Raw genomic sequence first — 22179 nt, forward strand, 5'->3', positions numbered from 1 at the left:
GAGAAGAGAACCACATGGGCAAGGCAACCGGTTTTCTCGAGTTCGAACGCCGCCACGAGGCGTACGAAGCTCCGCTCACGCGTGTGAAGCACTACAAGGAATTCGTCGCCGCACTGACCGACGACGAAGCCAAGATTCAAGGCGCACGTTGCATGGACTGCGGCATTCCGTTTTGCAACAACGGCTGCCCGGTGAACAACATCATTCCGGACTTCAACGACCTGGTGTTCCATCAGGATTGGAAGAACGCGATTGAAGTGCTGCATTCCACCAACAACTTCCCCGAGTTCACGGGCCGCATCTGCCCGGCACCGTGCGAAGCGGCGTGCACGCTCGGCATTAACAACGACCCGGTCGGCATCAAGTCGATCGAACACGCGATCATCGACAAGGCATGGACCGAAGGCTGGGTCGCGCCGTTGCCGCCGAAGCACAAGACCGGCAAGAAGGTCGCCGTGGTCGGATCCGGCCCCGCTGGGTTGGCCGTCGCGCAGCAACTCGCGCGCGCGGGGCACGATGTCACCGTGTTCGAAAAGAACGACCGCATCGGCGGGTTGCTGCGTTACGGCATTCCCGACTTCAAGCTGGAGAAGTGGCTGATCGATCGCCGCATGCGCCAGATGGAAGCCGAAGGCGTGACGTTCCGCGCCAACGTGTTCATCGGTAAAGCGGATTCGCTGCCGGCCTATATCGGCAACACGGCGAAGGAAACCATCACGCCGGATCAGTTGAAGGAAGAGTTCGACGCGGTCGTGATCGCGGGCGGTTCGGAAACGCCGCGCGATCTGCCGGTGCCGGGCCGTGAGCTGGAAGGCATCCACTACGCGATGGAATTCCTGCCGCAACAGAACAAGGTCAATGCCGGCGACAAGGTCGCGAACCAGTTGCTCGCGAAAGGCAAGCATGTGGTCGTGATTGGCGGCGGCGATACGGGTTCGGACTGCGTGGGCACGTCGAATCGTCATGGCGCGAAGAGCGTCACGCAATTCGAACTGCTGCCGCAGCCGCCGGAAGAAGAGAACAAGCCGCTCGTGTGGCCTTACTGGCCGATCAAGCTGCGCACGTCGTCGTCGCATGACGAAGGCTGCTCGCGGGATTGGGCGGTCGCGACCAAGCGTCTCGAAGGCAAGAACGGCAAGGTCGAGAAGCTGATCGCGGCGCGCGTCGAATGGAAGGACGGCAAGATGCAGGAAGTGCCGAACTCGGAATTCGAAATGAAGGCCGATCTGGTGCTGCTCGCCATGGGCTTTACGCAGCCGGTCTCGCCGGTGCTGGAAGCGTTCGGCGTCGACAAGGATGCGCGTGGCAACGTGCGTTCGTCGACCGAAGGCGACAAGGCGTATTACACGTCGGTGGACAAGGTGTTCACCGCGGGCGACATGCGTCGCGGCCAGTCGCTGGTGGTGTGGGCGATTCGCGAAGGCCGCCAGTGCGCGCGTTCCGTCGACGCGTTCCTGATGGGTCATTCGGAACTGCCGCGCTAAACGTCTCCGGCCGGTTTTCGCGCCTTGGCGCCAGAACCGGCCACTGCTTGCAGGAAGAGGTGGAGACGACACTGTGCCGCGTCAGCGGCGCATCGAGCGGTGAAAAAACAAAGCCGGGCACCTGAGAGGGTGACCCGGCTTTTCTATTTCGGCGCGCAACGACGCTACGTGCCTGACTTGCGATAGCGCGCCAACGTCAGTCCGTCCAGATCGATCTCCGGCTTGCGGTGCGTGATCAGATCCGCGACCACGCGCCCCGAACCCATCGACATCGCCCAGCCCGTCGAGCCGTGCCCGAGGTTCAACCACAGTTTCTCGATGCCGGACGGGCCGAGTAGCGGCGCGCCATCGGGTGTCATTGGACGGCGGCCCACCCAGAAATGTGCGGACGTGGGATTGGCCGCGTGCGGGAACCAGTCGCTGAGCACTTTCATCAGCGTTTGCAGGGCCTGTTCGCGCAAGGTGGTTTCACGATTGCCGAGTTCGGCGGTGCCGGCCACCCGCAGGTTGTCGCCGAAGCGAGTAATCGCCGTTTTCAGCGATTCGTCCATCAGCGCGGCGCGCGGGGCTTTCTCGTCATCGGTGACGGGCAGCGTCGCCGAATAGCCTTTCACGGGATAAAGCGGCACCTTCACGCCGAGCCGCGCGAGCAGCGTGGCACTGTCGACGCCCAGCGCCACCACTACGGCATCCGCGTGCAACATCTCGGCGCCGCGCTCGCTCTCGATACGCACCGCGCGCACCGCACCGCCTTGTACATCGAGCGACGTGACGCGCGTGTCAAAACGAAAGCGCACGTCGTTGCGCTCGCAGATTGCGCGCAGTTCACGGGTGAAGCGGGCGCAATCGCCGGCTTCGTCGTCGGGCAGATAGAGGCCCGCGAGCGGCGCCTGACGCGCCCAGCGCAAGCCCGGCTCGATCTCGACACACTGCGCCGCGCTGACTTCCCGATGCGCAATGCCGGCGTCACGCAGCACGGCGAGCGCCGGCTGCGCGAGTTCGACGTCGTACTCGCTGCGGAACAACTGCAGATAGCCCTGGCTGCGGCCATAGTCGAACGGATGGCGGCTGCGGAATTCGTGCAGAGACTCGCGGCTGTAGTAGGCAATACGCTGCATGCGCTGCTTGTTGACGCGAAACCGTTCGAGATCGCATTCACGCAGCCAGCGCGCAATCCAGCGCCACTGGGCCGGGTCGAAGGTCGGGCGGAAGATCAGCGGCGAGGCTGGCTTGAACAGGTATTTGAGAATCTTCGCCGGCATGCCGGGCGCGGCCCAAGGCGTCACATAGCCCGGCGCGATCACGCCCGCATTGCCGAAACTGGTGGAGAGCGCGACGTCCGGCTCGCGCTCGATCACGGTGACTTCGCAGCCCTGCTGGCGCAGGTAAAAAGCGGTGGCGACGCCGATCACGCCGCCGCCGAGAACAATCGTTTTCATGTGTGTGTAGGGCGGATTCAGGCGGCAGGGCGGGTAGCCCCGAGCACCTTGCCCTTGGTCTCAGGCAGACACACCGCGGCGACGATCACGAGCAGATAACCGGAGCCCGCCACGATGCCCATTGCCTTCACCAGTGTCATGGTTTGGGACAGTGTACCGACCAGAATCGGAAAGAATGAGCCGAGTCCGCGCCCGAGGTTGTAGCAGAAGCCTTGTCCCGAGCCGCGTATCGCATTCGGATAGAGCTCCGACAGATACGCGCCCACGCCCGCGAAAATCCCTTGCACCACGATGCCGAGCGGAAAGCCGAGCGCGAGCATCATGCCGTCGGTAATGGGCAGCATGGTGTAGACCATGCCGAGCACGAACGAGCCGATGGCGAACAGCACGAACGACGCGCGCCGGCCGATCTTGTCGCACAGAATGGCGCCGACGATATACCCCGTGAACGAGCCGACGATCAGCACGATCAGATAGCCACTCGTGTTGAACACCGACAGGTGGCGCACGGTCTTCAGATACGTTGGCAGCCAGGTGGTAATCGCGTAATAGCCGCCGAGCATGCCGGTGCACAGCGCGCTGCCGAGCAGGGTGGTTCTGAGGTGAGCGGCCGAGAAGATTTGCAGGAAGTGCGAGGTGTCGAAACCACTTTCGCGGGCCCGGCGCGTTTCGAGAAAGATATCCGGATCGCTCACGTTGCGGCGAATGTAGATGATCCACGCCGCGGGCAGCAGGCCGATCCAGAAGCATGCGCGCCATGCGTACTGTTCCGGCAGCAGGGCGAAGAAGGCCCAGTAAATGATCGCCGCAGCCGCCCAGCCGAACGACCAGCTGCTTTGCACGGTGCCCACGGCTTTCGCGCGATGCTGAGGCGAGCGAATGGTTTCGGCCATCATGATCGTCACGACCGACCATTCACCGCCGAAGCCGATGCCCTGCAACGTGCGCGTGGTGAGCAGTTGCCAGAACGAATGAGTGAAGCCGGACAGAAAGGTAAATAGCGCGAAAGTGGCGATGGTCCACTGCAGCACGCGGATGCGGCCATAGCGGTCGGCGAGAATGCCGGCGAGCCAGCCGCCCACCGCCGACGAGATCAGCGAACTGGTGGCGATCATGCCGGCTTCGCTCTTGGTCATGCCCCATGTCGCGATCAGCGTCGGAATGAGGAAGGAGTAAATCATGAAGTCGAAGGCATCGACTGCGTAACCGCCGAAGCCGGCGTACAGGGTGCGGCGCTCGCGCTGGGTCAGTTCGGTGAACCATTGGAGAGAAGGCATTTTTGTTGTGGTCTCCAGGACTTGTCGGCCGGCCGTGGGCACGAAGGTGGGGTGTTTGTATTCTACGGGGCGGAGGATAGTGGGGCCAGTCGTGCTCAAAAATGGCCCGCGTTCCTTACCAACTACTACCGTGTAACCCAAAATATATCGAGCGTGGTTACACTGCGTGCGCAGCGCCGATGCTGCGACTCGCCTTCTCCGCCTCTCATCTCCGCGCCAGCCACGCCTAATGCCCGCCACCGCAAAAACCTGCTCGCCGTCCCGTCTCTCCGCGAGCACGTTTGTGCGGACACCGCAGATATCGGCCCACGAGACCATGGCATCGCGCCGGTGCTTCCTGAAGCGCTCAGCCGGCGTCCTGCTGATTTCCGGCGTGAGCGGCTCGCTGCTGTCCGCGTGCGGCGGCGGCAACCTCAGCGATGATTCGCCGGCAACGCCGCGCCTCGCGTCGGTCAGCAACTTCCGCGACGTCGCCGGAGCGGCACCGTATCCGACCGTCGACGGCAGGCAGATGCGCCGCGGCGTGTTCTATCGCGCGAACGTATTGACGCTGGACGCCGCCGACCAGGCCACGATCGACCGGCTCGGCATTGCCTCGGTCTACGATCTGCGCACGCCGGCGGAAATCGCGCGAACCGCCGATATTCTGCCGGGCGGTGCGACAGCCCAGACGCTCAACGTGCTGGGCACCGCCGACTTCGTCGCGCCGGCGCTCGACACGGCGGCGGCCGCGGTCGCGTTCATGGAAGCTCAGGCGCGCGGCTACGTCACCGGCGCCGCCCAGCGCGCCGCTTACGGTGGGCTCCTAACAAGTCTGGCCGACGGTCCCGGCGCGCAACTGCTTCACTCCAGCGCGGGTAAGGATCGCGCGGGTTGGGTCGCCGCGCTCCTGCTCAGCATCGCGAACGTGCCGCTCGACGTGATCATGCGGGACTATCTGCTGAGCAACGTCTATCTGGCGCCGTGGATCAAGGCGCAAACCGACGCGTTGCGCGCGCAGGCCGGCGACGCTGTCGCTTCGGCCCGGGCGCCGTTGTTGAGTGTTCAGGAAAATTATCTGCAGGCCGGGTTCGACCAGGTGCAGGCGAGCTACGGGACGATGTCGAGCTATCTGACACGAGGCCTCGGCCTCTCGCAGAGGACGATCGATACCTTGCAGCGCCGCCTCGTGATCTGAACCACAAGAGCCTTGCGTTCACCGAAGGCAAAAAAAACCGCCCCAAACGACAGGGCGGATAGAGAAGGGCGGCATCGAGGTTGCCGGGGGCGACTATAAAGCCGCCGCGCCTGTGAAAGACCCTCCAGTAAGGGCGCGTAAGCGCGTCCGGCCGCGCTCACGGCAGCGCCTGCACCACGGGCAATTCGATCCGCACTTCCAGACCGCCCTGCGCGTGATTGCGCACATGACAGCGTCCGCCGCGATCGTGCGCGAGCCGCGCGACGATCGCGAGGCCTAGGCCGCAATGGCCTTCGCCGCCACGCGCGGCGTCGAGCCGCACGAACGGCTTCATGGCGGCCGCGATGCGGTCGTCGGGAATGCCGGGGCCGTGGTCGCGCACGCTGATCACCCAATGGCCATCGTGGCGCGCGGTGCCGATATCGACGGGCGGAGTGCCATGTTCGAGCGCGTTATCGACCAGATTCGTGACCAGCCGGTCGAGCAATGTGCGCGGCAGCGTAAACGACGAACCGGCGCGCAGATCGAGCGTGAACAGCGGCGTTTCGGTGCTGTCGCTGGCGGAGAACTGTTCCTGCAGAAAGTCGTCGACTTCGACCGGCGGCCCGGCTTCGGCGGACTGGCCTGCGAATTCGAGAAACTGCTGGACGATGTTGGTCAGCGAGTCGACATCGCGGATCAGACCGGCGCGTTCGTTTTCCGCCACCAATACGCTCGCGCGCAACTTCAGGCGCGTGAGCGGCGCTTTCAGATCGTGCGCGACGCCGGCTAGCATCACGGCCTGGTCGTCGCCGGCTTCGTTCAGGCGCCGCATCATGTCGTTGAACGAACCGATCAGGTCGCGCAATTCGCGTGGGCCTTGCACTGTTACAGGTTCCGGGCGGCCGCCCGAGCCGAACGCCCGCGCGGCGTCGGCGACGCGCGACAGCGGCCGCTGCATCTGCCACGCGACGAACACGGAAAGGATCAACGCGGCGAGCAGCATCGAAATCGATTCGATCAGAAAGCGCGGGCGCGGCGGTACGTCGACCGGCACGACGACCCAGTTCGATTTGCCTGGAAACAACACCCACAACTGCGGCGGGCGCAGGTCGTCGACGGCGATGCGCGTGCCGGGCGGCAGATTTTCGCGCAGATGCCGGCTCAGTTCGACCAGCGGGTGATGCGTCGGCTCTTGCAGATGCACGCTAGCCGGCATGTTCCAGGTGGGCACGAGGTGCACGCGCATGGCGGGCGCGAGCGCGGCGCCTTTCATCGGTTCGCCGTTGACGGCTTGCAGCACGAGCAGAATGCCGCGCGCGAAGCCGTCGATTTCATGACGCGGCGGCTGCAGCACCACCAGCACGAACCAGCCGGCCTGAATCGCGAACAACACCGCTGCCGAGAGTAACGCCATTCTGCCGAACAGCGTGTTCAGCGGGTTTTTCATGCGCTTGAGGCGGCCTCGTCGGCGAACGGCGTGCCGTCGGCGTCGGGCACGAACACATAGCCTTTGCCGCGCACCGTCTGCACGTAGCAGGGATTGGACGGATCGTCTTCGATCACGCGGCGCAGGCGCCAGATCGGCACGTCGAGGCTGCGGTCGCGAAAAGCGAGGTTGTCGCGATGCACGAGATCGTGAATCAGCACGCGCGAGAGCACCTTGTACGGATTGTTGACGAAGATCTTCAGGAGCGCGAACTCACTGTCGCGCAGCGGCAGCTTCGAATTGTCCCGGCACAGCGAACGGGTTGCGAAATCGAGTTCGAACGGGCCGAAGCGATACGGCTTGCGGGCTTCCGGCGCGCTCGTGGTGGACGGCCCACGCCGGCGCAACACGGTGTGGATGCGCGCGAGCAATTCGCGTGGATCGAACGGCTTGGTCAGGTAGTCGTCCGCGCCGAGCGAGAGCCCGACAATGCGGTCGGCCACCGTGCCGCGCGCCGTCACGAAGATCACCGGAATGTCGTCGCCGGCGGCGCGTAGCGCGGTGAGCGCGCGCAGGCCGTCGGTGTTCGGCATCATGATGTCGAGCACGACGACCGACGGCCGTTCACGCTCGAGCCGGCGCTGGAGATGGGTGCCGTCGTGCAGCACGGACGCGTCGAAGCCGTTCGATTGCAGAAACTTGCAAAGCAGATCGCGTACGACCGGATCGTCGTCGACGATGAGGACCTGTGGATTCATGGCGAAATTTTAGACTGGCGCGTGCAACGCGCGTCCGACTCTTTTCTTACCAATGCTTACGTCACGCCGCGCCGCGGCGGGTGATGCCCTTGTCAGGCCCGCCACACAAGGCTCGCGGCATATTTCAGCGCGGCCATGTTCGGCAATGCGCGCGGCCATGCTGCCACTCCCTTCGCATAGCCAACATTCCTCCGAAGAAAGAATCTGTGCCAATTTGAAAGCGGCCGCAACGGCGCGCAACGGCTCGTAAGAACCGCCGGAAAGCGCGCTTTCCTTCATGCATCGGCGCTGCACGCCCGGCGGGATGATTCGTCGTGCAGTACGTTGCGCCGCATGCTGAAAACAGCCTAACGCCTTGGGCCCACGGCAGGCGGCGTGAAATCGAAACCTAGCGCCACGCGAGGCTCACCATGACCGTTCCCAGCAATCTCTCATCCACCCGCTTTTCGTCCCTGGCGGCGACGCCGCCAGCAGGCAGGCCCGCAGCCGCCAGCAACCCAGGCTCCGCTGCGCAGCCGCGGGAGTCCGCCGGCCAGGCGCAGCCGTCGCTGCCCGCCGGGCTCGTCGGCCACCATGTCAATACGACAGCCTGACGTCCTGAGGCCCATGTGTCGACCCCGAGAATCCTTCATCGCTTCATGCGTGTCGCCGCGTGGTTGACGCTCGGCGCGGCGCTGCTACCCCTGGGTGGCTGCGCCGTCGCCGCGCTGCCGTGCCGGCTGACTTCGGCCACGCTGAAAATCATCCCGGTGGTTGGCCATGCCGCGGCCTCGCCGTTCGACATGTGTTCATCCGCCATCGACTGAATCATGACACTCAAACGGATTGCCTGCGCGCTGGCGGTACTGGGCGGCGTGTTCTCGCTGACTGCGCAAGCGCAACCGCTCGTGCGGGAGGCGAGTGCGGCGAGTGCCGCAACGAAAGAGCCTTCCGCCGACGCGCGGCGGCGCTCGCCAGACGCGCCGTTCGCGTTTCGAGGCGTGGCGCTCGGCATCACGCTCGACGAATTCCGCGCCGGCTCGACCGTGCGGGCCACGCCGCTCGGCAGCGTGCCGGTTTGCGAGACGGACGTGCAGGCAGGCGCGCTCGGCATGCGGCTCAAGTCGCACGACAGCCTGACGGTGGCGTGCCGCTGGGCGCATCGCGCGGACAACGGCTGGGAGGTGTCGCAAGCGGTGGTCGACGGCGCGCCCGCGCTGGAGCATGTGCTGCGTTTCGCGCGTGTGGACGGACAAAGCGCGCTGCGTCTGTACGAGATTTCTTTCGTGATCGACGAGATCACCGCCGACGACTTGCGCGAAGCGCTCGCGGACCGATACGGGCCGCCGCGTCTCGCGACGCGGACCGTGTCGGCGTCGTCGGGCGCGATGCCCACGTATGTCTGGGAAAACGCCGTGAGTTCGATCACGTTGTGCTTTCTGCCGGGCACACGCAACGGCACGCTCACCTATTTGCTGAAGGGCTCGGATGCGTGGGTGAAGTCTGTCGTGCGGCAGTGGCAGGCGAGCGGCGCGGAGGCTGGTTGATGAGCGGCATTGAGTGGGGCCGCAAGGCCCGTTTCGAACCCGGCCGACCCGGCCAAGGAGTAGGTATGACTGCGGGCATGACTGCGCTACGTCTCACTGTCGCGCTAGGCGCGGCGATCTGCGTTGCGGCTTGCGGGAGCACGCAGCAAAGCTCGATCGTCGATACGCCGATGGCGCCGCCGCTTGCCTCGGCGCCACTGAACGTCAACACGCAAGGCGCGATCTATCAGGCCGGCAGTCCGCTGCTCCTGTACGAGACGCCGCGTGCCCAACATATCGGCGATGTATTGACGATCCGTCTCTCGGAATCGTATAGCGGCAATAACAGCGCGACCGCGGCGGCGAGTCGCTCGAGCAGCATTACCGCCGACGCCGCCGACCATTCCACCAACGCTGCCGCGCGCCTTGCGCGACTGTTCAACATCGGCTCGGCGAGCACCGAATACAAAGGGCAGGGCAGTCTCACCGATGCGAGCGGCATGAGCGGCACGCTCGCTGTCACCGTGATCGGTACGATGTCGACCGGCAACCTCGTGGTGTCGGGCGAGAAGGTCATTGCGATGAGCGGCAACCGCGACAGGCTGCGCCTGTCGGGCATCGTCAATCCTAAGGATATCGAAGCGGGCAACTACGTGGCGTCGAGCAAGGTCGCGAACGCGCGTATCGAACAGGCCGGTGTGGGGATGGTGTCCGACGCCACGACCATGGGCTGGCTGCAAAGAATGTTCATGAGCGTGCTGACGTTCTGATCACGTTCTGAGTCGTCGACGCATTGCGAACCTGCCAGCCAGGAGGTGCGATAGCCATCGCACCTCGCGTCACATGCTAGACCGGCGGCGCACCGCGTTCGGCCGCACCGATTTCACCGTCCGGCACGAACACGTAGCCGCGTCCCCACACGGTTTGCACATAGCGTGGCTCGGACGGATCGACTTCGATCAGCCGGCGCAGACGCCAGATCGACACATCAAGGCTGCGATTGCGATGTATCTCGCTGTTGCCGTGCAGTTTCTCCAGCAACTGCGCGCGCGTGAGCACGGTCATCGCGTGGGTGACGAATATCTTGAGCATGGCGAATTCGCTCGAACGCAATGGAATGCGCTCGCCTTCGTGACGCAATTCGCGCGCCGGGAAATTCACTTCGAAACGGCCGAAGCGATACGGCGCGCGCTGCTCCGGCGCGCTCGGGGCAATCACGCTGCGACGGCGCAGCACGGTGCGGATCCGCGCAACCAGTTCGCTCGGTTCGAAGGGCTTGCCGAGGTAGTCGTCCGCGCCGAGTTCGAGACCAATCACGCGATCGATCGGATCGGCACGCGCGGTCAGCAGAATCACGGGAATGTCGTCGCCGGCCACGCGCAACGCGCGCAACGCGCTGATGCCGTCGAGTTGCGGCATCATGATGTCGAGGACGATCAGGTCGGGCCGCTCGTCCTGCAATTTGCGCTGCAGGCCGAGGCCATGTTCGAGCGTGTCGACCTTGAAGCCGCGCCCTTGCAGATATCCGCTGACGAGTTCACGTATCACGGGATCGTCGTCGACGACCAGAATGGATGGGTTCATTCAGGTCATCTTAGAGAACCGCGCGTGCGCAGCAAAGCGCGTCACGCTTTCGAATCCTTTCCCCTGTAAGGGAAAGCAAGCGATCTGTGCGCCTAGTTCGCCTAGTTCGCCTGGGAAGTCTGAATGGTCTGTGGCGGCCGGCGAGAGAAGTCGGTTCGATCGACGACCATTCGCTCGATCAGGCCATTGAGTTTGGTCGATGCCGAAGAGAAGCGGTCGGTGTTCAGGCCGCCGGTCTGATAGCGGGCGGTGACGAGAATACGGCCGTTCTGAATCAGCGTCAGGTCGATGATCGACAGATACTGGATCGTTTCGTCGCTGAACGAACGGCGGCCGTAATCGATCGCGGCGTTGTAGACGAGCCGCGCCTCGCAACCGGCGGGCGACGTGCCCGGATTGTAGACTTCCGAACGAATGCCGCGCCGGTCGAGCGCGAGTTGCAGCGCCGGCACGAAATCGCCGACCGACACGTTCTGATTCACTTCGATGCAGACGTTGCGCAAGTCAGCCGGCCGGCCGTTGACGAAGGTCGGCGATGAATAGTTTGCCGCGATCGCGTAGCCCGCCTGAATCACCGAACCGGTGGCGTCGGCGGCCTGAATCAGCGTCCACGCGCAGCCGTTCAGGCCGACCGCCAGCGTGGCGGAGACGGCGAGCCACGCGCAGGGACGCTTCAACATGCGCCACGCAGCCCGCGGGGCTCGCGTGAATGCGTGGGCGGGCATGCTCGGCATGAAGGTCATGAGGCGGCGCCAGGTGACGGTCGGTGAATTCCGTAAATCACAGTGGACAACGGCGATCAGGCTCACGTTCAGCGCGTGACGCGCAGGCGCAATTCGTTTTGCCCTTGCACGCTTGCCGTGACGCTGACGCGCCGCGCGGGGGTGGTCACGATGAAATGCTGGCGCGTCGGCGTATTGATGTCGTGCACGACGTTCGGGAAGCAGGCAGCGATGTCGGCGCCGAATTCTTCCAGCGGATCGGAGACGACGCCGTCCGCTTGCCAGTGCGCGCGCCAGTGGCAGTCGTAGGCATGCGAGTTGGCGCGGCAGTCGTCGGCGCTTTCGGTGCCCGGCAGTTGTGCGGCGGCTTGGGTCTGCAACTGCCGGAAATCAGCGGCGTCGACGATGTGTTTGAGCGCGGGGCAAACGTCGGCGGGCTCGTTAGCCGGGTTAGCCTGGTTCGCTTGTGCCGCATAAGCGGCGCTCGTGACGAGCAGCGCGCCAAGAGCAAGCGCGAGACGCGGGGTCAAAGGATGGGAGCGGCGATCGAATGACATGTCGGGAATCCAGTAGCGGTGAATGACGTGGGGCAGGACGTGGTACGGCCCGCACGACTATCGTCGCCGCCGGAGGGCATTTTCAAAGCGCGGAACAGCTTGCCCGCTTCGCAAATGCTTTCGAACTCTTCTCGCGTGTTTCGGAATGTTGCGCCGCGTTGCGTTGCGTTGGGCGGCGTGGCGTGCGGTGCGTCGCTCAGCCGAGCGTCAGGCCGCCGTCGACGTGGATTACCTGGCCGGTGATGTGGCGCGCTTCGTCGGAGAGCAGGAATGCGATCAGCGCGGCGATATCCGTGGGCTCGGCGACATGGCCGAGCGGCGTCGCTTCGGCGGCGCGAGTCCACACCGATGCATTATCGGCACTCGGTCCGCGATCTTTACGGGTATAGCCGGGCGCCACGCAATTGACTGTCACGCCATGCGGCGCCAGTTCCGCGGCTGCGGTTTTCGCCAGCGATTCGAGCGCCGCTTTCGCGGCGGCCGTCGCGGCAAACGGCGTGTCCACGCGGTAGCGGTGCGCGACGAACGAGCTGAGCGCGACCACGCGGCCACGCTTCGATGTTTCCAGCGCGGGTGTCGCACGTTTGACGAGCGCCGCGAACGCGGCCGGCATGGCCGCGAAGGCTGCGCTCAACGCGTCGGCATCGAGCGCATTCAGCGTTTGGCGCTGCGCGTGTCCGGCGTTGGCGACCAGTTGATCGAGCGCGCCGAAGTTCGCCAGCGTTTGATGGATCACGTGTTCCGCGGCGCCGCGTTCGGCTAGATCGCCGAACACCGTCGCGCAGCGTGCGCCGTTCGCGCTGCAATCGGCGGCGACTTGCGCGAGTCGTTGGCGCGCTTCGTGATCGGCGCCGCGTGCGTGCAGCATCAGGGCCGAGCGCGGCGCGGCGATGCGCCGGGCCAGTGCGGCGCCAATGCCGGAGCCGGCGCCGGTGATCAGCACGACACGCTCGAATCCGGCGCTGCCCGCGTCGTTCAGGTCGGCGATGGCGCTTATGTCGCTCATGCGGCGATCGCTTCGTCCGAGCGCTCGACCTCGAGCGTCTCGTCATGGAACGCAGCGAGCGACTCGCGATGCGCGACACTGACAATCGCCGCCTTCGGCAGCCGTTCCGTGAACAGGCGATACAGGCGCGCCTCGTTGTCCGCGTCGAGCGCGCTGGTCGCTTCGTCGAGGAACAGATAGTCCGGCTTGTGCAGCAACACGCGCGCGGCGGCGAGGCGCTGTTGCTCGCCCGGCGAGAGAATGCGGGTCCAGTGTCCCGATTCCTGCAGACGGTCCGCGTATTCCGACAGATGGCAGACGACGAGCGCTTCGCGGCATTCGTCGTCGGTGTAGGTGTCCACGGAGGAGGGGTAGGCGAGCGCCGCCTTGAGGGTGCCGATCGGCATGTAGCTGACCTGCGGGATGAACATGATGCGCGCGTTGACCGGTGCGTCGATCGAGCCGTCGCCGAACGGCCACAGGCCGGCGAGGGCGCGCATCAGCGTGCTCTTGCCCGAACCCGACGGGCCGCGCACCAGCCAGCGCGAGCCCGGCCGGATCGCCACATCGCGAATGCGCGACAGCGGGTTGCCGTTAGGCAGGGCGAGTTTGAGGCCCTCGGTGGAGAGCTGGTCTTCGTCGACGAAATGCAGATTGATGCCGCCGTGCGCGGTTGCCGGCGAGACCGATTCCTTCAGCCGCGGTGCGTGCACGACGCGCTTGAATTCACGCAACCGGTTCACGGTGGCGCGCCATTCGACCAGGGTGCCGTAACTGTTGATGAACCACGAGAACGAGTCGCTGACGGTGCCGAATGCGCTGGAAATCTGCATCAGCACACCGAACGTGAAGGCGCCGGCGAAGTAGCGGGGCGCGGCGACCACCAGCGGAAAGATGATCGCGATCTGGCCGTAGAAGCTCAGCACGAACGTGAGGCGCTTGGTGTACTTCATCACCTGCCACCAGTTGTCGCGGATGCGGCCGAACAGCGAGTGTGCGTTCTTCTTCTCGGTTTCCATACCGTTGTAGAAGGCGATCTGCTCGGCGTTTTCACGCAGACGGATCAGGCCGAAACGGAAATCCGCCTCGACTTTCTGCGCCTGGTAGTTGATCGGTACGAGCGGATGGCCGACCTTCTGGATGATCAGCGAACCGACCACGGCGTAGAGTGCCGCGGCCCACACCATATAGCCGGGGATCTCGATCGGCATGCCGCCGAGCGAAATGGTCAGCGCGCCGGCAAGCGACCACAGGATCGTGATGAACGACACCAGCGTGACGACCGTGGAGAGCAGGTCGAGCGTGAGTGAAAGGGTGCTGGTGGCGAACGATTGCAGGTCGTCGCTGATCCGCTGGTCGGGGTTGTCGGCGAGGCGGTCGCGCTCGATCCGGTAGAACGCGCTGTCATTCAACCACTCGTTCAGGTAGCGCGTGGTCAGCCACTGGCGCCAGCGAAAGCCGAGCATCTGGCGCAGGTAACGGCCGTACACCGCGAGGATGATGAAGCCGAACGCAAGCCCCGAGAACACCATCAGCAGGTGCGGGAAGTCATGCACGTTCTTGGTTTGCAGCGCGTTGTAGAAGTCGGCGCTCCAGCGATTCAGGCGCACGTTGATCCACACCACGAGCAGATTCATCACGATGATCGCGATGAGCAGGCCCCATGCCGTTTTTCGTTCTTCGGAAACCCAGTAGGGTTTGATCAGGCTCCAGGCGGAGACTTTTTCGTCGGGCGGCAGCGCGGGGCTGGCAGTGGTATTCGGTGTCATGAGCATCCTGAAGTAGTGCTGGCCCATTCGGGCTGGCCCATTCGGGGCTGGCCCATTGGGGCTGGCCCATGTGGGGCTGACCCATCGGGGCAGGTCCGTCTGCGGGCTGCCCTGCGGCGGGTTTGCGGTACAGGCCCGGGCGTCGTGCTCGACGAACGCACGCGCGGGTGAGCGTCCGATTCTGGCGCGAAGCCCTTAAGCGAAAATTAAGTTGCGCCGCGAGGCCTCGCCTCGATACCGCGCGAACGCGGCGTGGCCGTCTGGTGCGCCGGCCGCGCCGCGTTCGTGCGGCATCTGTGCTGGCATTGTGCCAGAGCACCGCCCCAGGCCGTATTGATTAAGCGAAAGATGGTGCCGGATCAAACCGCGTGCGGCGCGGCGGGGCGCTGGTTTGCGGGGGGCGCGTCTTTTATGGTCTAATGGACTTCGACGAAACAGGGGTGCTTCGCGCCACAGGCGGCATGGTTTTCATGCTGCGGCGGCGAGGCTGAGAGAGACCCTTTGCACCCGATCCGGGTAATACCGGCGCGGGAAGTTTCCGGAAGCAGCCAGTCTTCCATTCCCCGCCGGGCGGCGTTAGTCATTGGAACGCGCATTGCCCGGCCGGCCTCACCCGCCGGTTTCGTCCTGGGTACGTGCGTTTTGTTGGCCGTACGGAAAGGACTCGATGACCGCCTATTCTTCAGATATGTGTTTTGCTCTTCGTCACGCCGCTGGTGCGCCGTGCCGCTTTGCCTTTGCTTGCCATCCTGAATGGGAGTGCGCACGATGACGCGTTCTGCGCAACCCGATTTCGCCGTTCTCGGCGGTGGCCTGTGCGGGCGGCTGGTCGCGTGGCGTCTCGCCGGTGAGGGGCATCGCGTGGCGCTGTATGAGCGAGGCGATGCCGCCGGTTCGCAAGCCGCGGCGTGGGTCGCCGCGGCCATGCTTGCGCCGCTCGCGGAAGCCGCCAGTGCCGAGCTGCTCATCACGCGCCTTGGCGCGAGTTCGCTCGATACATGGCCGCAAATGCTTGCCGAGTTGCCAGAGCCGGTGTTCTTTCAGCGCAATGGCACGCTGGTCGTCTGGCATCACGCCGACCGCACCGAAGCACCGCTGTTCGAGCGCCGCGTGCGCTCCAATGCGCCGGCTGAATTGCTGGACGGCGGTTTCGTCACGCTGTCGGGCGCGCAACTCGGCGCCGCCGAGCCCGCGTTGGCGGGCCGTTTCAATCAGGGCTGGCTGTTGCCGCATGAAGGCCAGCTGGATAACCGTCAGGTGCTGAGCGCGCTGGCTGCGGGCCTCGCGCAACGTGGCGTCGAAACGCACTGGAATACGGCGGTCGACGATCACGCTCTGCCGCCCGCCCGCGTCACGATCGACTGCCGCGGCCTCGGCGCGAAGCCCGTGCTGCCCACGCTGCGCGGCATTCGCGGCGAAGTCGCGCGCGTGCATGCGCCCGGTATCAAGCTGACGCGGCCGGTGCGGCTGCTGCATCCGCGCTATCCGCTCTATATCGCGCCGAAGCAGGACGATCTCTACGTGATCGGCGCCACCGAAGTGGAAGGCGAGGACATGTCGCCCGTCAGCGTGCGCTCGGCGCTCGAACTGCTGAGCGCGGCGTTTTCCGTGCATCCCGGCTTCGGCGAGGCACGCATCCTCGAACTGAATTCGCAGTGCCGCCCAACTTTGCCAGACCACCGTCCGGCCTTGCTGTGGGATGGCGCGCAGACGCTGCGCGTGAACGGCCTGTACCGGCACGGCTACATGATCGTGCCCGAAGTCGCCGACGAAGCCGTGCGCTTCGCCGCGGCGCTGCTCGACGGCCGCATCGGCGACGCCGATGCTTTCGCCGACTGGCAGCGCGATGCGCGCTGGAGCGAGCTCTTTCAACTGGACGCCGCGCGGGAGCCGGCATGAGCGTTGCGCAAGTGGTCCACACCCAAACGAGCGCCGCATACCATGCCGCTTTCGCCATCGATTGAACCGTATTCGAACACCATGGACATTCATATCAATCAGAAGCCGTTATCGCTACCCGAAGGCGCGACTGTCGCCGACGCGCTCGCCGCGTACGGCGCACGTCCGCCGTTCGCGGTCGCGCTGAACGGCGATTTCGTGGCGCGCACCCAGCATGCGGCGCGCGCGCTGCAGTCGGGCGACAAGCTCGATGTCGTGCAACCCGTGGCCGGCGGCTGAGCGCCTCGCCGGGATGCCCGATTGCAGGAAACCAAGGATTATGCAAATGACCTCCCCCCAGACTGCCGACGCGCTCACGCTCTACGGCCAGACCTTCGCGAGCCGTGTGCTGCTCGGCACCTCGCGCTATCCGTCGCTGCAATCGCTGTCCGATTCCATCGACGCGGCGCGCCCCGGCATGGTGACCGTCGCGCTGCGCCGGCAAATGAACGAAGGCGGCGCGGAAGCGGGCTTCTTCGACCTCCTCAAGCGCCACGGCGTACCGCTACTGCCGAACACGGCCGGTTGCCTGACCGTCGGCGAGGCGGTGACGACCGCGCATATGGCGCGCGAAATCTTCGAAACCGAGTGGATCAAGCTCGAACTGATCGGCGACGACTACACGTTGCAGCCCGACCCGGTCGGCCTGATCGAAGCGGCCGCGCAACTGGTCAAGGACGGCTTCAAGGTGCTGCCGTACTGCACGGAAGATCTCGTGATCGGCCGCCGTCTGCTGGACGCCGGTTGTGAAGCGCTGATGCCGTGGGGCGCGCCGATCGGCACCGGCAAGGGCGTGATCAATCCGTACGGCCTGCGCGTGTTGCGCGAGCGGCTGCCGGACGTGCCGCTGATCGTCGACGCCGGACTCGGCGTGCCGTCGCATGCGGCGCAGGTCATGGAATGGGGCTTCGACGGCGTGCTGCTGAACACCGCCGTCTCACAGGCCACGCACCCCGACGCAATGGCGCGCGCCTTCGCGCTCGGCGTCGAAGCGGGCCGCCAGGCTTTTCTGGCGGGGCCGATGGCCGCGCGCGAAAGCGCGCACGCGAGCACGCCGGTGGTCGGCATGCCGTTCTGGCATCAAGACGGGAGCGCCGCATGACGCAGACTTTGACATTGAAGGATCGCGACCTCTTCTGGCCGCCCGCCGACGAACTCACCGAAGCCGCCGAGCGCATCCGCGCCCGGCTGGGCGACTGGCCGCCGACACATGCGCAGTGGCGCATCTGTCTGACCGCGCCGGAGGAACTGAACGGCGGCGACCTGATTTTGATTGCCGACGCGCAGCAGCACGGCGAACAGATGGCGCGCTGGCTGGTGCACGGCGCTGGCGTGATCGAAGCCGCCGAGGAAAAGGCCACGCTGCATCTGGGCGGTGAAAAATACCGCCTGGAAGGCCATCTGGCGGAAGACTGGATTCCCGCGCTGGCGGCTTTCCTCGACTGCGGTTTCGATCCGCATGACGCGCTGGTCCTGGCGCTGGCCTGGCGCGACGGCGACGAAACTCGTGCCGACGACGCTTTTCCCGCCGATATCAACCACTTCCCGCGTCTTGCCGGCTTGCCCGAGGCGCCGCCGCAGGCTTTTGCACGCTGTCCCGAGCGGCTCGGCCTGTATCCGGTGCTGCCGACCGCTGAATGGGTCGAACGGGTGGTGGGCTTTGGCGTGAAGACAGTGCAACTGCGCCGCAAATCCGCCGAACCCGCCGACGAACTGAAGCGCGAAATTGCTCGCTGCGTGGCCGTTGGCCGCCAGTACGACGCTCAGGTCTTCATCAACGACCACTGGCAGGCCGCGCTCGAAGCCGGCGCGTACGGCGTCCACCTCGGTCAGGAAGACGTGCATACGGCTGACCTCGCCGCGCTCGCGGCGGGAGGCGTGCGTCTCGGCCTGTCGACCCACGGTTTCTACGAAATTCTGAAAGCGCTGCATTTCCGGCCGAGCTACATAGCACTGGGCGCGGTGTTTCCGACCACCACCAAGGTCATGCCGACCGAGCCGCAGGGCCTGCGGCGTTTGGCCCGCTACGTGCGACTGCTCGACGGCGTCGTGCCGCTGGTGGCGATCGGCGGCATCGACCTGCAGGTGCTGCCCGACGTGCTGGCGACAGGCGTCGGCTGCGCGGCCGTGGTGCGCGCGGTAACGGAAGCGGCCGATCCGGCGGCGGCCGTTTCTGCACTGCAACAAGCGTTTACGCAATAATCGTGAGAATTGGTTAAGGGTCGGGGCAGCGTCACGGCAACTTTTGCACGGTGGCCCTATAATTCGCCTTCCGTGTAAAAGGACTGTCAGTTTCGTGTCTTCCTCCCCCGAGACCTTACTCGAGTTGCGCGACGTCGACTTCGGTTACGGCGACCGGCTCGTCCTGTCGAACCTGAATCTGCGCTTCAAGCGCGGCCAGGTGGTCGCGGTCATGGGCGGTTCGGGCTGCGGCAAGACCACGGTGCTGCGCCTGATCGGCGGCCTCGTGCGCGCGCAGCGCGGCGAGATCCTGTTCCACGGCCAGGACGTCGGCCGGCAAACGCGCGACGGCCTCTACGCGCTGCGGCGCAAGATGGGCATGCTGTTCCAGTTCGGCGCCCTCTTCACCGACATGTCCGTGTTCGACAACGTCGCCTTCGCGCTGCGTGAGCACACCGACCTTCCCGAAGAACTGATCCGCGATCTGGTGCTGATGAAGCTCAACGCGGTCGGCTTGCGGGGTGCGCGCGACCTGCTGCCGTCGGAGATCTCGGGCGGCATGGCGCGGCGTGTGGCACTGGCGCGCGCCATCGCGCTCGATCCCGAACTGATGATGTACGACGAGCCGTTCGCCGGTCTCGATCCGATCTCGCTCGGCATCACCGCGAACCTGATCCGCGCGCTGAATCAGGCGCTCGGCGCCACGTCGATCCTCGTCACGCACGACGTGCCGGAATCGTTCGCGATCGCCGATTACGTCTACTTTCTCGCCAATGGCGGGGTTCACGCCGAAGGCACGCCCGCTGAGCTGCGGGAGTCGACCGATCCCACCGTGCGCCAGTTCATCGACGGCGCGCCGGACGGTCCCTTCAAGTTTCACTATCCCAGCAAGACGCCGCTCGCGGCGGACTTCGGTATCGGCGGAGGTCAGCCATGATCAGTATGATCGGCCGCTCGGTGCTCGACGGGCTGGGCACGGCCGGCTATGCCACGCGTTTCTTTTTCCGGCTGCTGCTCGAATTCTTCCCGTTGTTGCGCCGTCCACGTCTTGTCACGAAGCAGATCCACTTCGTGGGTAATTATTCGCTGGTGATCATTGCCGTGTCGGGCCTGTTCGTCGGCTTCGTGCTCGGTCTTCAGGGCTATTACACGTTGAACCGGTACGGCTCCGAAGAGGCGCTCGGGTTACTGGTCGCGCTGTCGCTCGTGCGTGAACTTGGCCCGGTGGTCACGGCGCTGCTGTTCGCGGGGCGCGCCGGCACGTCGCTCACGGCTGAAATCGGCTTGATGAAAGCAGGCGAGCAGCTGACCGCGATGGAAATGATGGCCGTGGATCCGGTCAAGGTCGTGATCGCGCCGCGCCTGTGGGCGGGCATCATTTCAATGCCGATCCTCGCCGCGATCTTCAGCGCGGTCGGCGTGCTCGGTGGCTATGTGGTGGGCGTTCTGCTGATCGGCGTCGATGCCGGCGCGTTCTGGTCGCAGATGCAAGGTGGCGTCGATGTCTGGCGCGACGTCGGCGCCGGCGTTGTCAAAAGCGTGGTGTTCGGCCTCGCGGTGACGTTCGTTGCGCTGTTTCAAGGCTATGAAGCCAAGCCGACGCCGGAAGGCGTGTCGCGCGCCACGACCAAGACCGTCGTGTACGCGTCGCTTGCGGTGCTCGGCCTCGATTTTCTGCTGACCGCATTGATGTTCAGCTAAGGCTGCGCCGCACTTTTTTTAGCTGGCGGCGCGTGATTCGACGCGCGCGGCGGAAGTGCCAACGGCGTGGCGGATTCACTTTGGGATAACGATGAAAAAGACTGCTCTCGACTTCTGGGTCGGCCTGTTCGTGGTGTTGGGTTTCGTGGCGTTGCTGTTTCTGGCGCTGAAGGCCGGCAATATGAGCTCGTTGTCGTTCCAGGCAACCTATCCGGTGAAGCTCAAGTTCGACAACATCGGCGGATTGAAGGCGCGCGCGCCCGTGAAGAGCGCGGGCGTGACGGTTGGCCGGGTTGGTTCGATCGGCTTCGACAGCAACGCGTACCAGGCCGTCGTCACGATCGATCTGGACAAGCAGTACCAGTTTCCGAAAGACACGTCGGCGAAGATCCTGACCTCGGGTCTGCTCGGTGAACAATACATCGGGCTCGAACCCGGCGGCGACAGCGAGATGCTCAAGGCGGGCGACACCATCTCCATGACGCAATCGGCGATCGTGCTGGAAAACCTCATCGGACAGTTCCTGTACAGCAAGGCTGCGGATTCAGGTGCATCCAAGCCTGGCGCCGCCGCGAGCACACCCGCGCCCGTGGCGCCGAGCCTGCCCGCGTCCGGCGCGGGCGCTCAATAAGGAGAACAAGAATGCAGACCACACGCATCAGGGCCGCGCGCGCTTTCCCGGTCGCAAGGCTGGCGGTAGTCGCAACGCTGCTCGCCGGCTGTACGACCGTGCAGACGCCGACCAAGGGCGACCCGCTCGAAGGCCTGAACCGCACCATGTTCACCGTCAACGACAAGATCGACCAGTACGCGCTCAAGCCGGTCGCGAAGGGCTACGTGTGGGCGACCCCGCAGCCGGTGCGCGACAGCGTGACGAACTTCTTCTCGAACATCGGCGACGTCTACATTGCGGCGAACAACCTGCTGCAATTGAAGATCACCGACGGTGTCGAAGACATCATGCGGATCGTGATCAACACGGTCTTCGGTGTGGGCGGTCTGTTCGACGTGGCGACGCTTGCCAAGCTGCCCAAGCACGACAACGACCTCGGCTTGACGCTCGGTCACTACGGCGTGCCGGCGGGCCCGTACCTCGTGCTGCCGCTGTTCGGGCCGAGCACCGTGCGTGACGCGGTCGGATCGATCGGCAATTACTATGTGAACCCGCTCAGCTACATTCATCCGGATGGTCTGAGCTGGGCGCTGTACGGCCTGAACGTGGTCAATACGCGCGCCAATCTGCTGAGCGCGAGCGATGTGCTGGAAGGCGCCGCGCTCGACAAATATTCGTTCGTGCGCAACGCGTATTTGCAGCGCCGTCAGTACCTGCTGTCCGACAGCAAACAGGCGCAAGGACTGCCGAATTACGGCGACGAAGCGCCGCTGCCGAACTACGGCGACGTCGACGGCAGCGCGGCTGCTGCGCCGGCTGGCGCCGCGACCGGTACGGCCGGCGCGGCAGGCACGCCGGGTGCTGCTGCCGCGAAGGCGGCGCCGGCTTCCGGTGCGACCGCGGCAACGCCGCCGCAAGCGGCATCGGGCACAGCGGCAGCGCCGGAAGCCGCGTCGGGCAGCGTCGAATCGCCGCCGCTCGACCTCAACGGCGGCCCTGAAACGACGCAGATCCCGGCTGGCCAGCTGGTTCCGCCCTCGCGTTTCAACTTTCCGTCATTCAAATTGCGTTGATCGTGCAG

At 65.1% G+C, this 22179-nt stretch carries 23 protein-coding genes and 1 riboswitch; of the genes, 14 read left to right on the forward strand and 9 right to left on the reverse strand.

The window, feature by feature from the left end:
- Window positions 1-14: 14 nt before the first annotated feature.
- Window positions 15-1484 carry a glutamate synthase subunit beta gene (locus tag P0D70_RS18950; RefSeq protein WP_091798423.1) on the forward strand — a complete coding sequence of 490 codons (1470 nt, stop codon included), beginning with the start codon at window positions 15-17 and terminating at the stop codon, window positions 1482-1484.
- 164 nt (window positions 1485-1648) lie between these two features.
- On the opposite strand, the gene P0D70_RS18955 is transcribed toward P0D70_RS18950, so the two are convergent.
- Complete coding sequence (locus P0D70_RS18955; protein WP_408185635.1) at window positions 1649-2923, reverse strand: D-amino acid dehydrogenase; 1275 nt, start codon at window positions 2921-2923, stop codon at window positions 1649-1651.
- A gap of 17 nt (window positions 2924-2940) precedes the next feature.
- Window positions 2941-4200: an MFS transporter gene (locus tag P0D70_RS18960; protein ID WP_408185636.1), complete on the reverse strand. Its 1260-nt coding sequence runs from the start codon at window positions 4198-4200 to the stop codon at window positions 2941-2943.
- Between the two features lie 229 nt (window positions 4201-4429).
- On the opposite strand from P0D70_RS18960, the gene P0D70_RS18965 reads away from it, so the two are divergent.
- Entirely contained in the window at window positions 4430-5377 is a 948-nt protein-coding gene (locus P0D70_RS18965) for a tyrosine-protein phosphatase (protein WP_408185637.1), read from the forward strand.
- 157 nt (window positions 5378-5534) lie between these two features.
- On the opposite strand, the gene P0D70_RS18970 is transcribed toward P0D70_RS18965, so the two are convergent.
- A complete protein-coding gene (locus P0D70_RS18970; protein ID WP_408185638.1) occupies window positions 5535-6806 on the reverse strand; it encodes an ATP-binding protein in 1272 nt (423 codons plus the stop codon).
- A complete protein-coding gene (locus P0D70_RS18975; protein ID WP_012434533.1) occupies window positions 6803-7543 on the reverse strand; it encodes a response regulator in 741 nt (246 codons plus the stop codon). The genes P0D70_RS18970 and P0D70_RS18975 overlap by 4 nt, the downstream gene beginning before the upstream one ends.
- A gap of 638 nt (window positions 7544-8181) precedes the next feature.
- Between P0D70_RS18975 and P0D70_RS18980 the strand changes: the two genes are divergently transcribed.
- The 3 genes from P0D70_RS18980 (at window position 8182) to P0D70_RS18990 (ending at window position 9818) form a co-directional block, all read left to right on the forward strand.
- A complete protein-coding gene (locus P0D70_RS18980; protein ID WP_216668815.1) occupies window positions 8182-8349 on the forward strand; it encodes a DUF6726 family protein in 168 nt (55 codons plus the stop codon).
- Between the two features lie 3 nt (window positions 8350-8352).
- Complete coding sequence (locus P0D70_RS18985; RefSeq protein ID WP_408185639.1) at window positions 8353-9069, forward strand: hypothetical protein; 717 nt, start codon at window positions 8353-8355, stop codon at window positions 9067-9069.
- Between the two features lie 77 nt (window positions 9070-9146).
- Window positions 9147-9818 (forward strand): flagellar basal body L-ring protein FlgH, encoded by a 672-nt coding sequence (locus P0D70_RS18990; protein WP_091800977.1) that lies wholly within the window; start codon window positions 9147-9149, stop codon window positions 9816-9818.
- A 76-nt stretch (window positions 9819-9894) separates the two neighbouring features.
- Here the strand turns inward: P0D70_RS18990 and P0D70_RS18995 are convergent, their stop codons facing one another.
- Window positions 9895-10632 (reverse strand): response regulator, encoded by a 738-nt coding sequence (locus P0D70_RS18995; RefSeq protein ID WP_408185640.1) that lies wholly within the window; start codon window positions 10630-10632, stop codon window positions 9895-9897.
- Between the two features lie 101 nt (window positions 10633-10733).
- Window positions 10734-11312: a hypothetical protein gene (locus P0D70_RS19000; protein WP_408185641.1), complete on the reverse strand. Its 579-nt coding sequence runs from the start codon at window positions 11310-11312 to the stop codon at window positions 10734-10736.
- On the opposite strand from P0D70_RS19000, the gene P0D70_RS19005 reads away from it, so the two are divergent.
- Entirely contained in the window at window positions 11311-11454 is a 144-nt protein-coding gene (locus tag P0D70_RS19005; RefSeq protein ID WP_408185642.1) for a hypothetical protein, read from the forward strand. The two genes, P0D70_RS19000 and P0D70_RS19005, sit on opposite strands and share 2 nt — an antisense overlap.
- On the opposite strand, the gene P0D70_RS19010 is transcribed toward P0D70_RS19005, so the two are convergent.
- The 3 genes from P0D70_RS19010 to P0D70_RS19020 form a co-directional block, all read right to left on the reverse strand.
- On the reverse strand, window positions 11444-11911 hold the full coding sequence (locus P0D70_RS19010; RefSeq protein ID WP_408185643.1) for a hypothetical protein: 468 nt from the start codon (window positions 11909-11911) through the stop codon (window positions 11444-11446). The two genes, P0D70_RS19005 and P0D70_RS19010, sit on opposite strands and share 11 nt — an antisense overlap.
- A gap of 196 nt (window positions 11912-12107) precedes the next feature.
- Window positions 12108-12917 (reverse strand): SDR family NAD(P)-dependent oxidoreductase, encoded by an 810-nt coding sequence (locus P0D70_RS19015; RefSeq protein ID WP_408185644.1) that lies wholly within the window; start codon window positions 12915-12917, stop codon window positions 12108-12110.
- Window positions 12914-14665: an ABC transporter ATP-binding protein/permease gene (locus P0D70_RS19020; protein ID WP_091798456.1), complete on the reverse strand. Its 1752-nt coding sequence runs from the start codon at window positions 14663-14665 to the stop codon at window positions 12914-12916. Before P0D70_RS19020 ends, P0D70_RS19015 begins: the two co-directional genes overlap by 4 nt.
- A 426-nt stretch (window positions 14666-15091) precedes the next feature.
- A riboswitch (TPP riboswitch) is annotated at window positions 15092-15216 on the forward strand.
- Window positions 15217-15433: 217 nt separating this feature from the next.
- Between P0D70_RS19020 and P0D70_RS19025 the strand changes: the two genes are divergently transcribed.
- From P0D70_RS19025 to P0D70_RS19060, 8 genes are all read left to right on the forward strand, one after another.
- Window positions 15434-16564: an FAD-dependent oxidoreductase gene (locus P0D70_RS19025; RefSeq protein ID WP_408185645.1), complete on the forward strand. Its 1131-nt coding sequence runs from the start codon at window positions 15434-15436 to the stop codon at window positions 16562-16564.
- Between the two features lie 81 nt (window positions 16565-16645).
- Window positions 16646-16843, forward strand: coding sequence for a sulfur carrier protein ThiS (gene thiS, locus P0D70_RS19030; RefSeq protein ID WP_408185681.1), 198 nt, complete (start codon window positions 16646-16648; stop codon window positions 16841-16843).
- Between the two features lie 46 nt (window positions 16844-16889).
- Window positions 16890-17705 (forward strand): thiazole synthase, encoded by an 816-nt coding sequence (locus tag P0D70_RS19035; protein ID WP_091798460.1) that lies wholly within the window; start codon window positions 16890-16892, stop codon window positions 17703-17705.
- On the forward strand, window positions 17702-18805 hold the full coding sequence (gene thiE / locus P0D70_RS19040) for a thiamine phosphate synthase (protein WP_408185646.1): 1104 nt from the start codon (window positions 17702-17704) through the stop codon (window positions 18803-18805). Before P0D70_RS19035 ends, thiE begins: the two co-directional genes overlap by 4 nt.
- A gap of 94 nt (window positions 18806-18899) precedes the next feature.
- On the forward strand, window positions 18900-19721 hold the full coding sequence (locus tag P0D70_RS19045; RefSeq protein ID WP_091798466.1) for an ABC transporter ATP-binding protein: 822 nt from the start codon (window positions 18900-18902) through the stop codon (window positions 19719-19721).
- Complete coding sequence (mlaE, locus tag P0D70_RS19050) at window positions 19718-20485, forward strand: lipid asymmetry maintenance ABC transporter permease subunit MlaE (RefSeq protein WP_408185647.1); 768 nt, start codon at window positions 19718-19720, stop codon at window positions 20483-20485. Before P0D70_RS19045 ends, mlaE begins: the two co-directional genes overlap by 4 nt.
- A gap of 91 nt (window positions 20486-20576) precedes the next feature.
- Window positions 20577-21116 (forward strand): outer membrane lipid asymmetry maintenance protein MlaD, encoded by a 540-nt coding sequence (gene mlaD / locus P0D70_RS19055; protein WP_408185648.1) that lies wholly within the window; start codon window positions 20577-20579, stop codon window positions 21114-21116.
- Between the two features lie 11 nt (window positions 21117-21127).
- Window positions 21128-22171: an MlaA family lipoprotein gene (locus P0D70_RS19060; protein ID WP_408185649.1), complete on the forward strand. Its 1044-nt coding sequence runs from the start codon at window positions 21128-21130 to the stop codon at window positions 22169-22171.
- Window positions 22172-22179: the final 8 nt, after the last annotated feature.

The organism is Paraburkholderia sp. RL17-381-BIF-C (genome assembly GCF_046026435.1).
Taxonomy (GTDB): Bacteria; Pseudomonadota; Gammaproteobacteria; order Burkholderiales; family Burkholderiaceae; genus Paraburkholderia.

What these genes read in the sequence shown, in the direction of transcription:
- P0D70_RS18950 (WP_091798423.1), top strand. Translation starts at nt 15, where the DNA reads ATGGGCAAGGCAACCGGTTTTCTCGAGTTCGAACGCCGCCACGAGGCG.
- P0D70_RS18955 (WP_408185635.1), bottom strand. Translation starts at nt 2,923, where the DNA reads ATGAAAACGATTGTTCTCGGCGGCGGCGTGATCGGCGTCGCCACCGCT.
- P0D70_RS18960 (WP_408185636.1), bottom strand. Translation starts at nt 4,200, where the DNA reads ATGCCTTCTCTCCAATGGTTCACCGAACTGACCCAGCGCGAGCGCCGC.
- P0D70_RS18965 (WP_408185637.1), top strand. Translation starts at nt 4,430, where the DNA reads ATGCCCGCCACCGCAAAAACCTGCTCGCCGTCCCGTCTCTCCGCGAGC.
- P0D70_RS18970 (WP_408185638.1), bottom strand. Translation starts at nt 6,806, where the DNA reads ATGAAAAACCCGCTGAACACGCTGTTCGGCAGAATGGCGTTACTCTCG.
- P0D70_RS18975 (WP_012434533.1), bottom strand. Translation starts at nt 7,543, where the DNA reads ATGAATCCACAGGTCCTCATCGTCGACGACGATCCGGTCGTACGCGAT.
- P0D70_RS18980 (WP_216668815.1), top strand. Translation starts at nt 8,182, where the DNA reads ATGCGTGTCGCCGCGTGGTTGACGCTCGGCGCGGCGCTGCTACCCCTG.
- P0D70_RS18985 (WP_408185639.1), top strand. Translation starts at nt 8,353, where the DNA reads ATGACACTCAAACGGATTGCCTGCGCGCTGGCGGTACTGGGCGGCGTG.
- P0D70_RS18990 (WP_091800977.1), top strand. Translation starts at nt 9,147, where the DNA reads ATGACTGCGCTACGTCTCACTGTCGCGCTAGGCGCGGCGATCTGCGTT.
- P0D70_RS18995 (WP_408185640.1), bottom strand. Translation starts at nt 10,632, where the DNA reads ATGAACCCATCCATTCTGGTCGTCGACGACGATCCCGTGATACGTGAA.
- P0D70_RS19005 (WP_408185642.1), top strand. Translation starts at nt 11,311, where the DNA reads ATGCGCCACGCAGCCCGCGGGGCTCGCGTGAATGCGTGGGCGGGCATG.
- P0D70_RS19000 (WP_408185641.1), bottom strand. Translation starts at nt 11,312, where the DNA reads ATGTTGAAGCGTCCCTGCGCGTGGCTCGCCGTCTCCGCCACGCTGGCG.
- P0D70_RS19010 (WP_408185643.1), bottom strand. Translation starts at nt 11,911, where the DNA reads ATGTCATTCGATCGCCGCTCCCATCCTTTGACCCCGCGTCTCGCGCTT.
- P0D70_RS19015 (WP_408185644.1), bottom strand. Translation starts at nt 12,917, where the DNA reads ATGAGCGACATAAGCGCCATCGCCGACCTGAACGACGCGGGCAGCGCC.
- P0D70_RS19020 (WP_091798456.1), bottom strand. Translation starts at nt 14,665, where the DNA reads ATGACACCGAATACCACTGCCAGCCCCGCGCTGCCGCCCGACGAAAAA.
- P0D70_RS19025 (WP_408185645.1), top strand. Translation starts at nt 15,434, where the DNA reads ATGACGCGTTCTGCGCAACCCGATTTCGCCGTTCTCGGCGGTGGCCTG.
- thiS (WP_408185681.1), top strand. Translation starts at nt 16,646, where the DNA reads ATGGACATTCATATCAATCAGAAGCCGTTATCGCTACCCGAAGGCGCG.
- P0D70_RS19035 (WP_091798460.1), top strand. Translation starts at nt 16,890, where the DNA reads ATGACCTCCCCCCAGACTGCCGACGCGCTCACGCTCTACGGCCAGACC.
- thiE (WP_408185646.1), top strand. Translation starts at nt 17,702, where the DNA reads ATGACGCAGACTTTGACATTGAAGGATCGCGACCTCTTCTGGCCGCCC.
- mlaE (WP_408185647.1), top strand. Translation starts at nt 19,718, where the DNA reads ATGATCAGTATGATCGGCCGCTCGGTGCTCGACGGGCTGGGCACGGCC.
- mlaD (WP_408185648.1), top strand. Translation starts at nt 20,577, where the DNA reads ATGAAAAAGACTGCTCTCGACTTCTGGGTCGGCCTGTTCGTGGTGTTG.
- P0D70_RS19060 (WP_408185649.1), top strand. Translation starts at nt 21,128, where the DNA reads ATGCAGACCACACGCATCAGGGCCGCGCGCGCTTTCCCGGTCGCAAGG.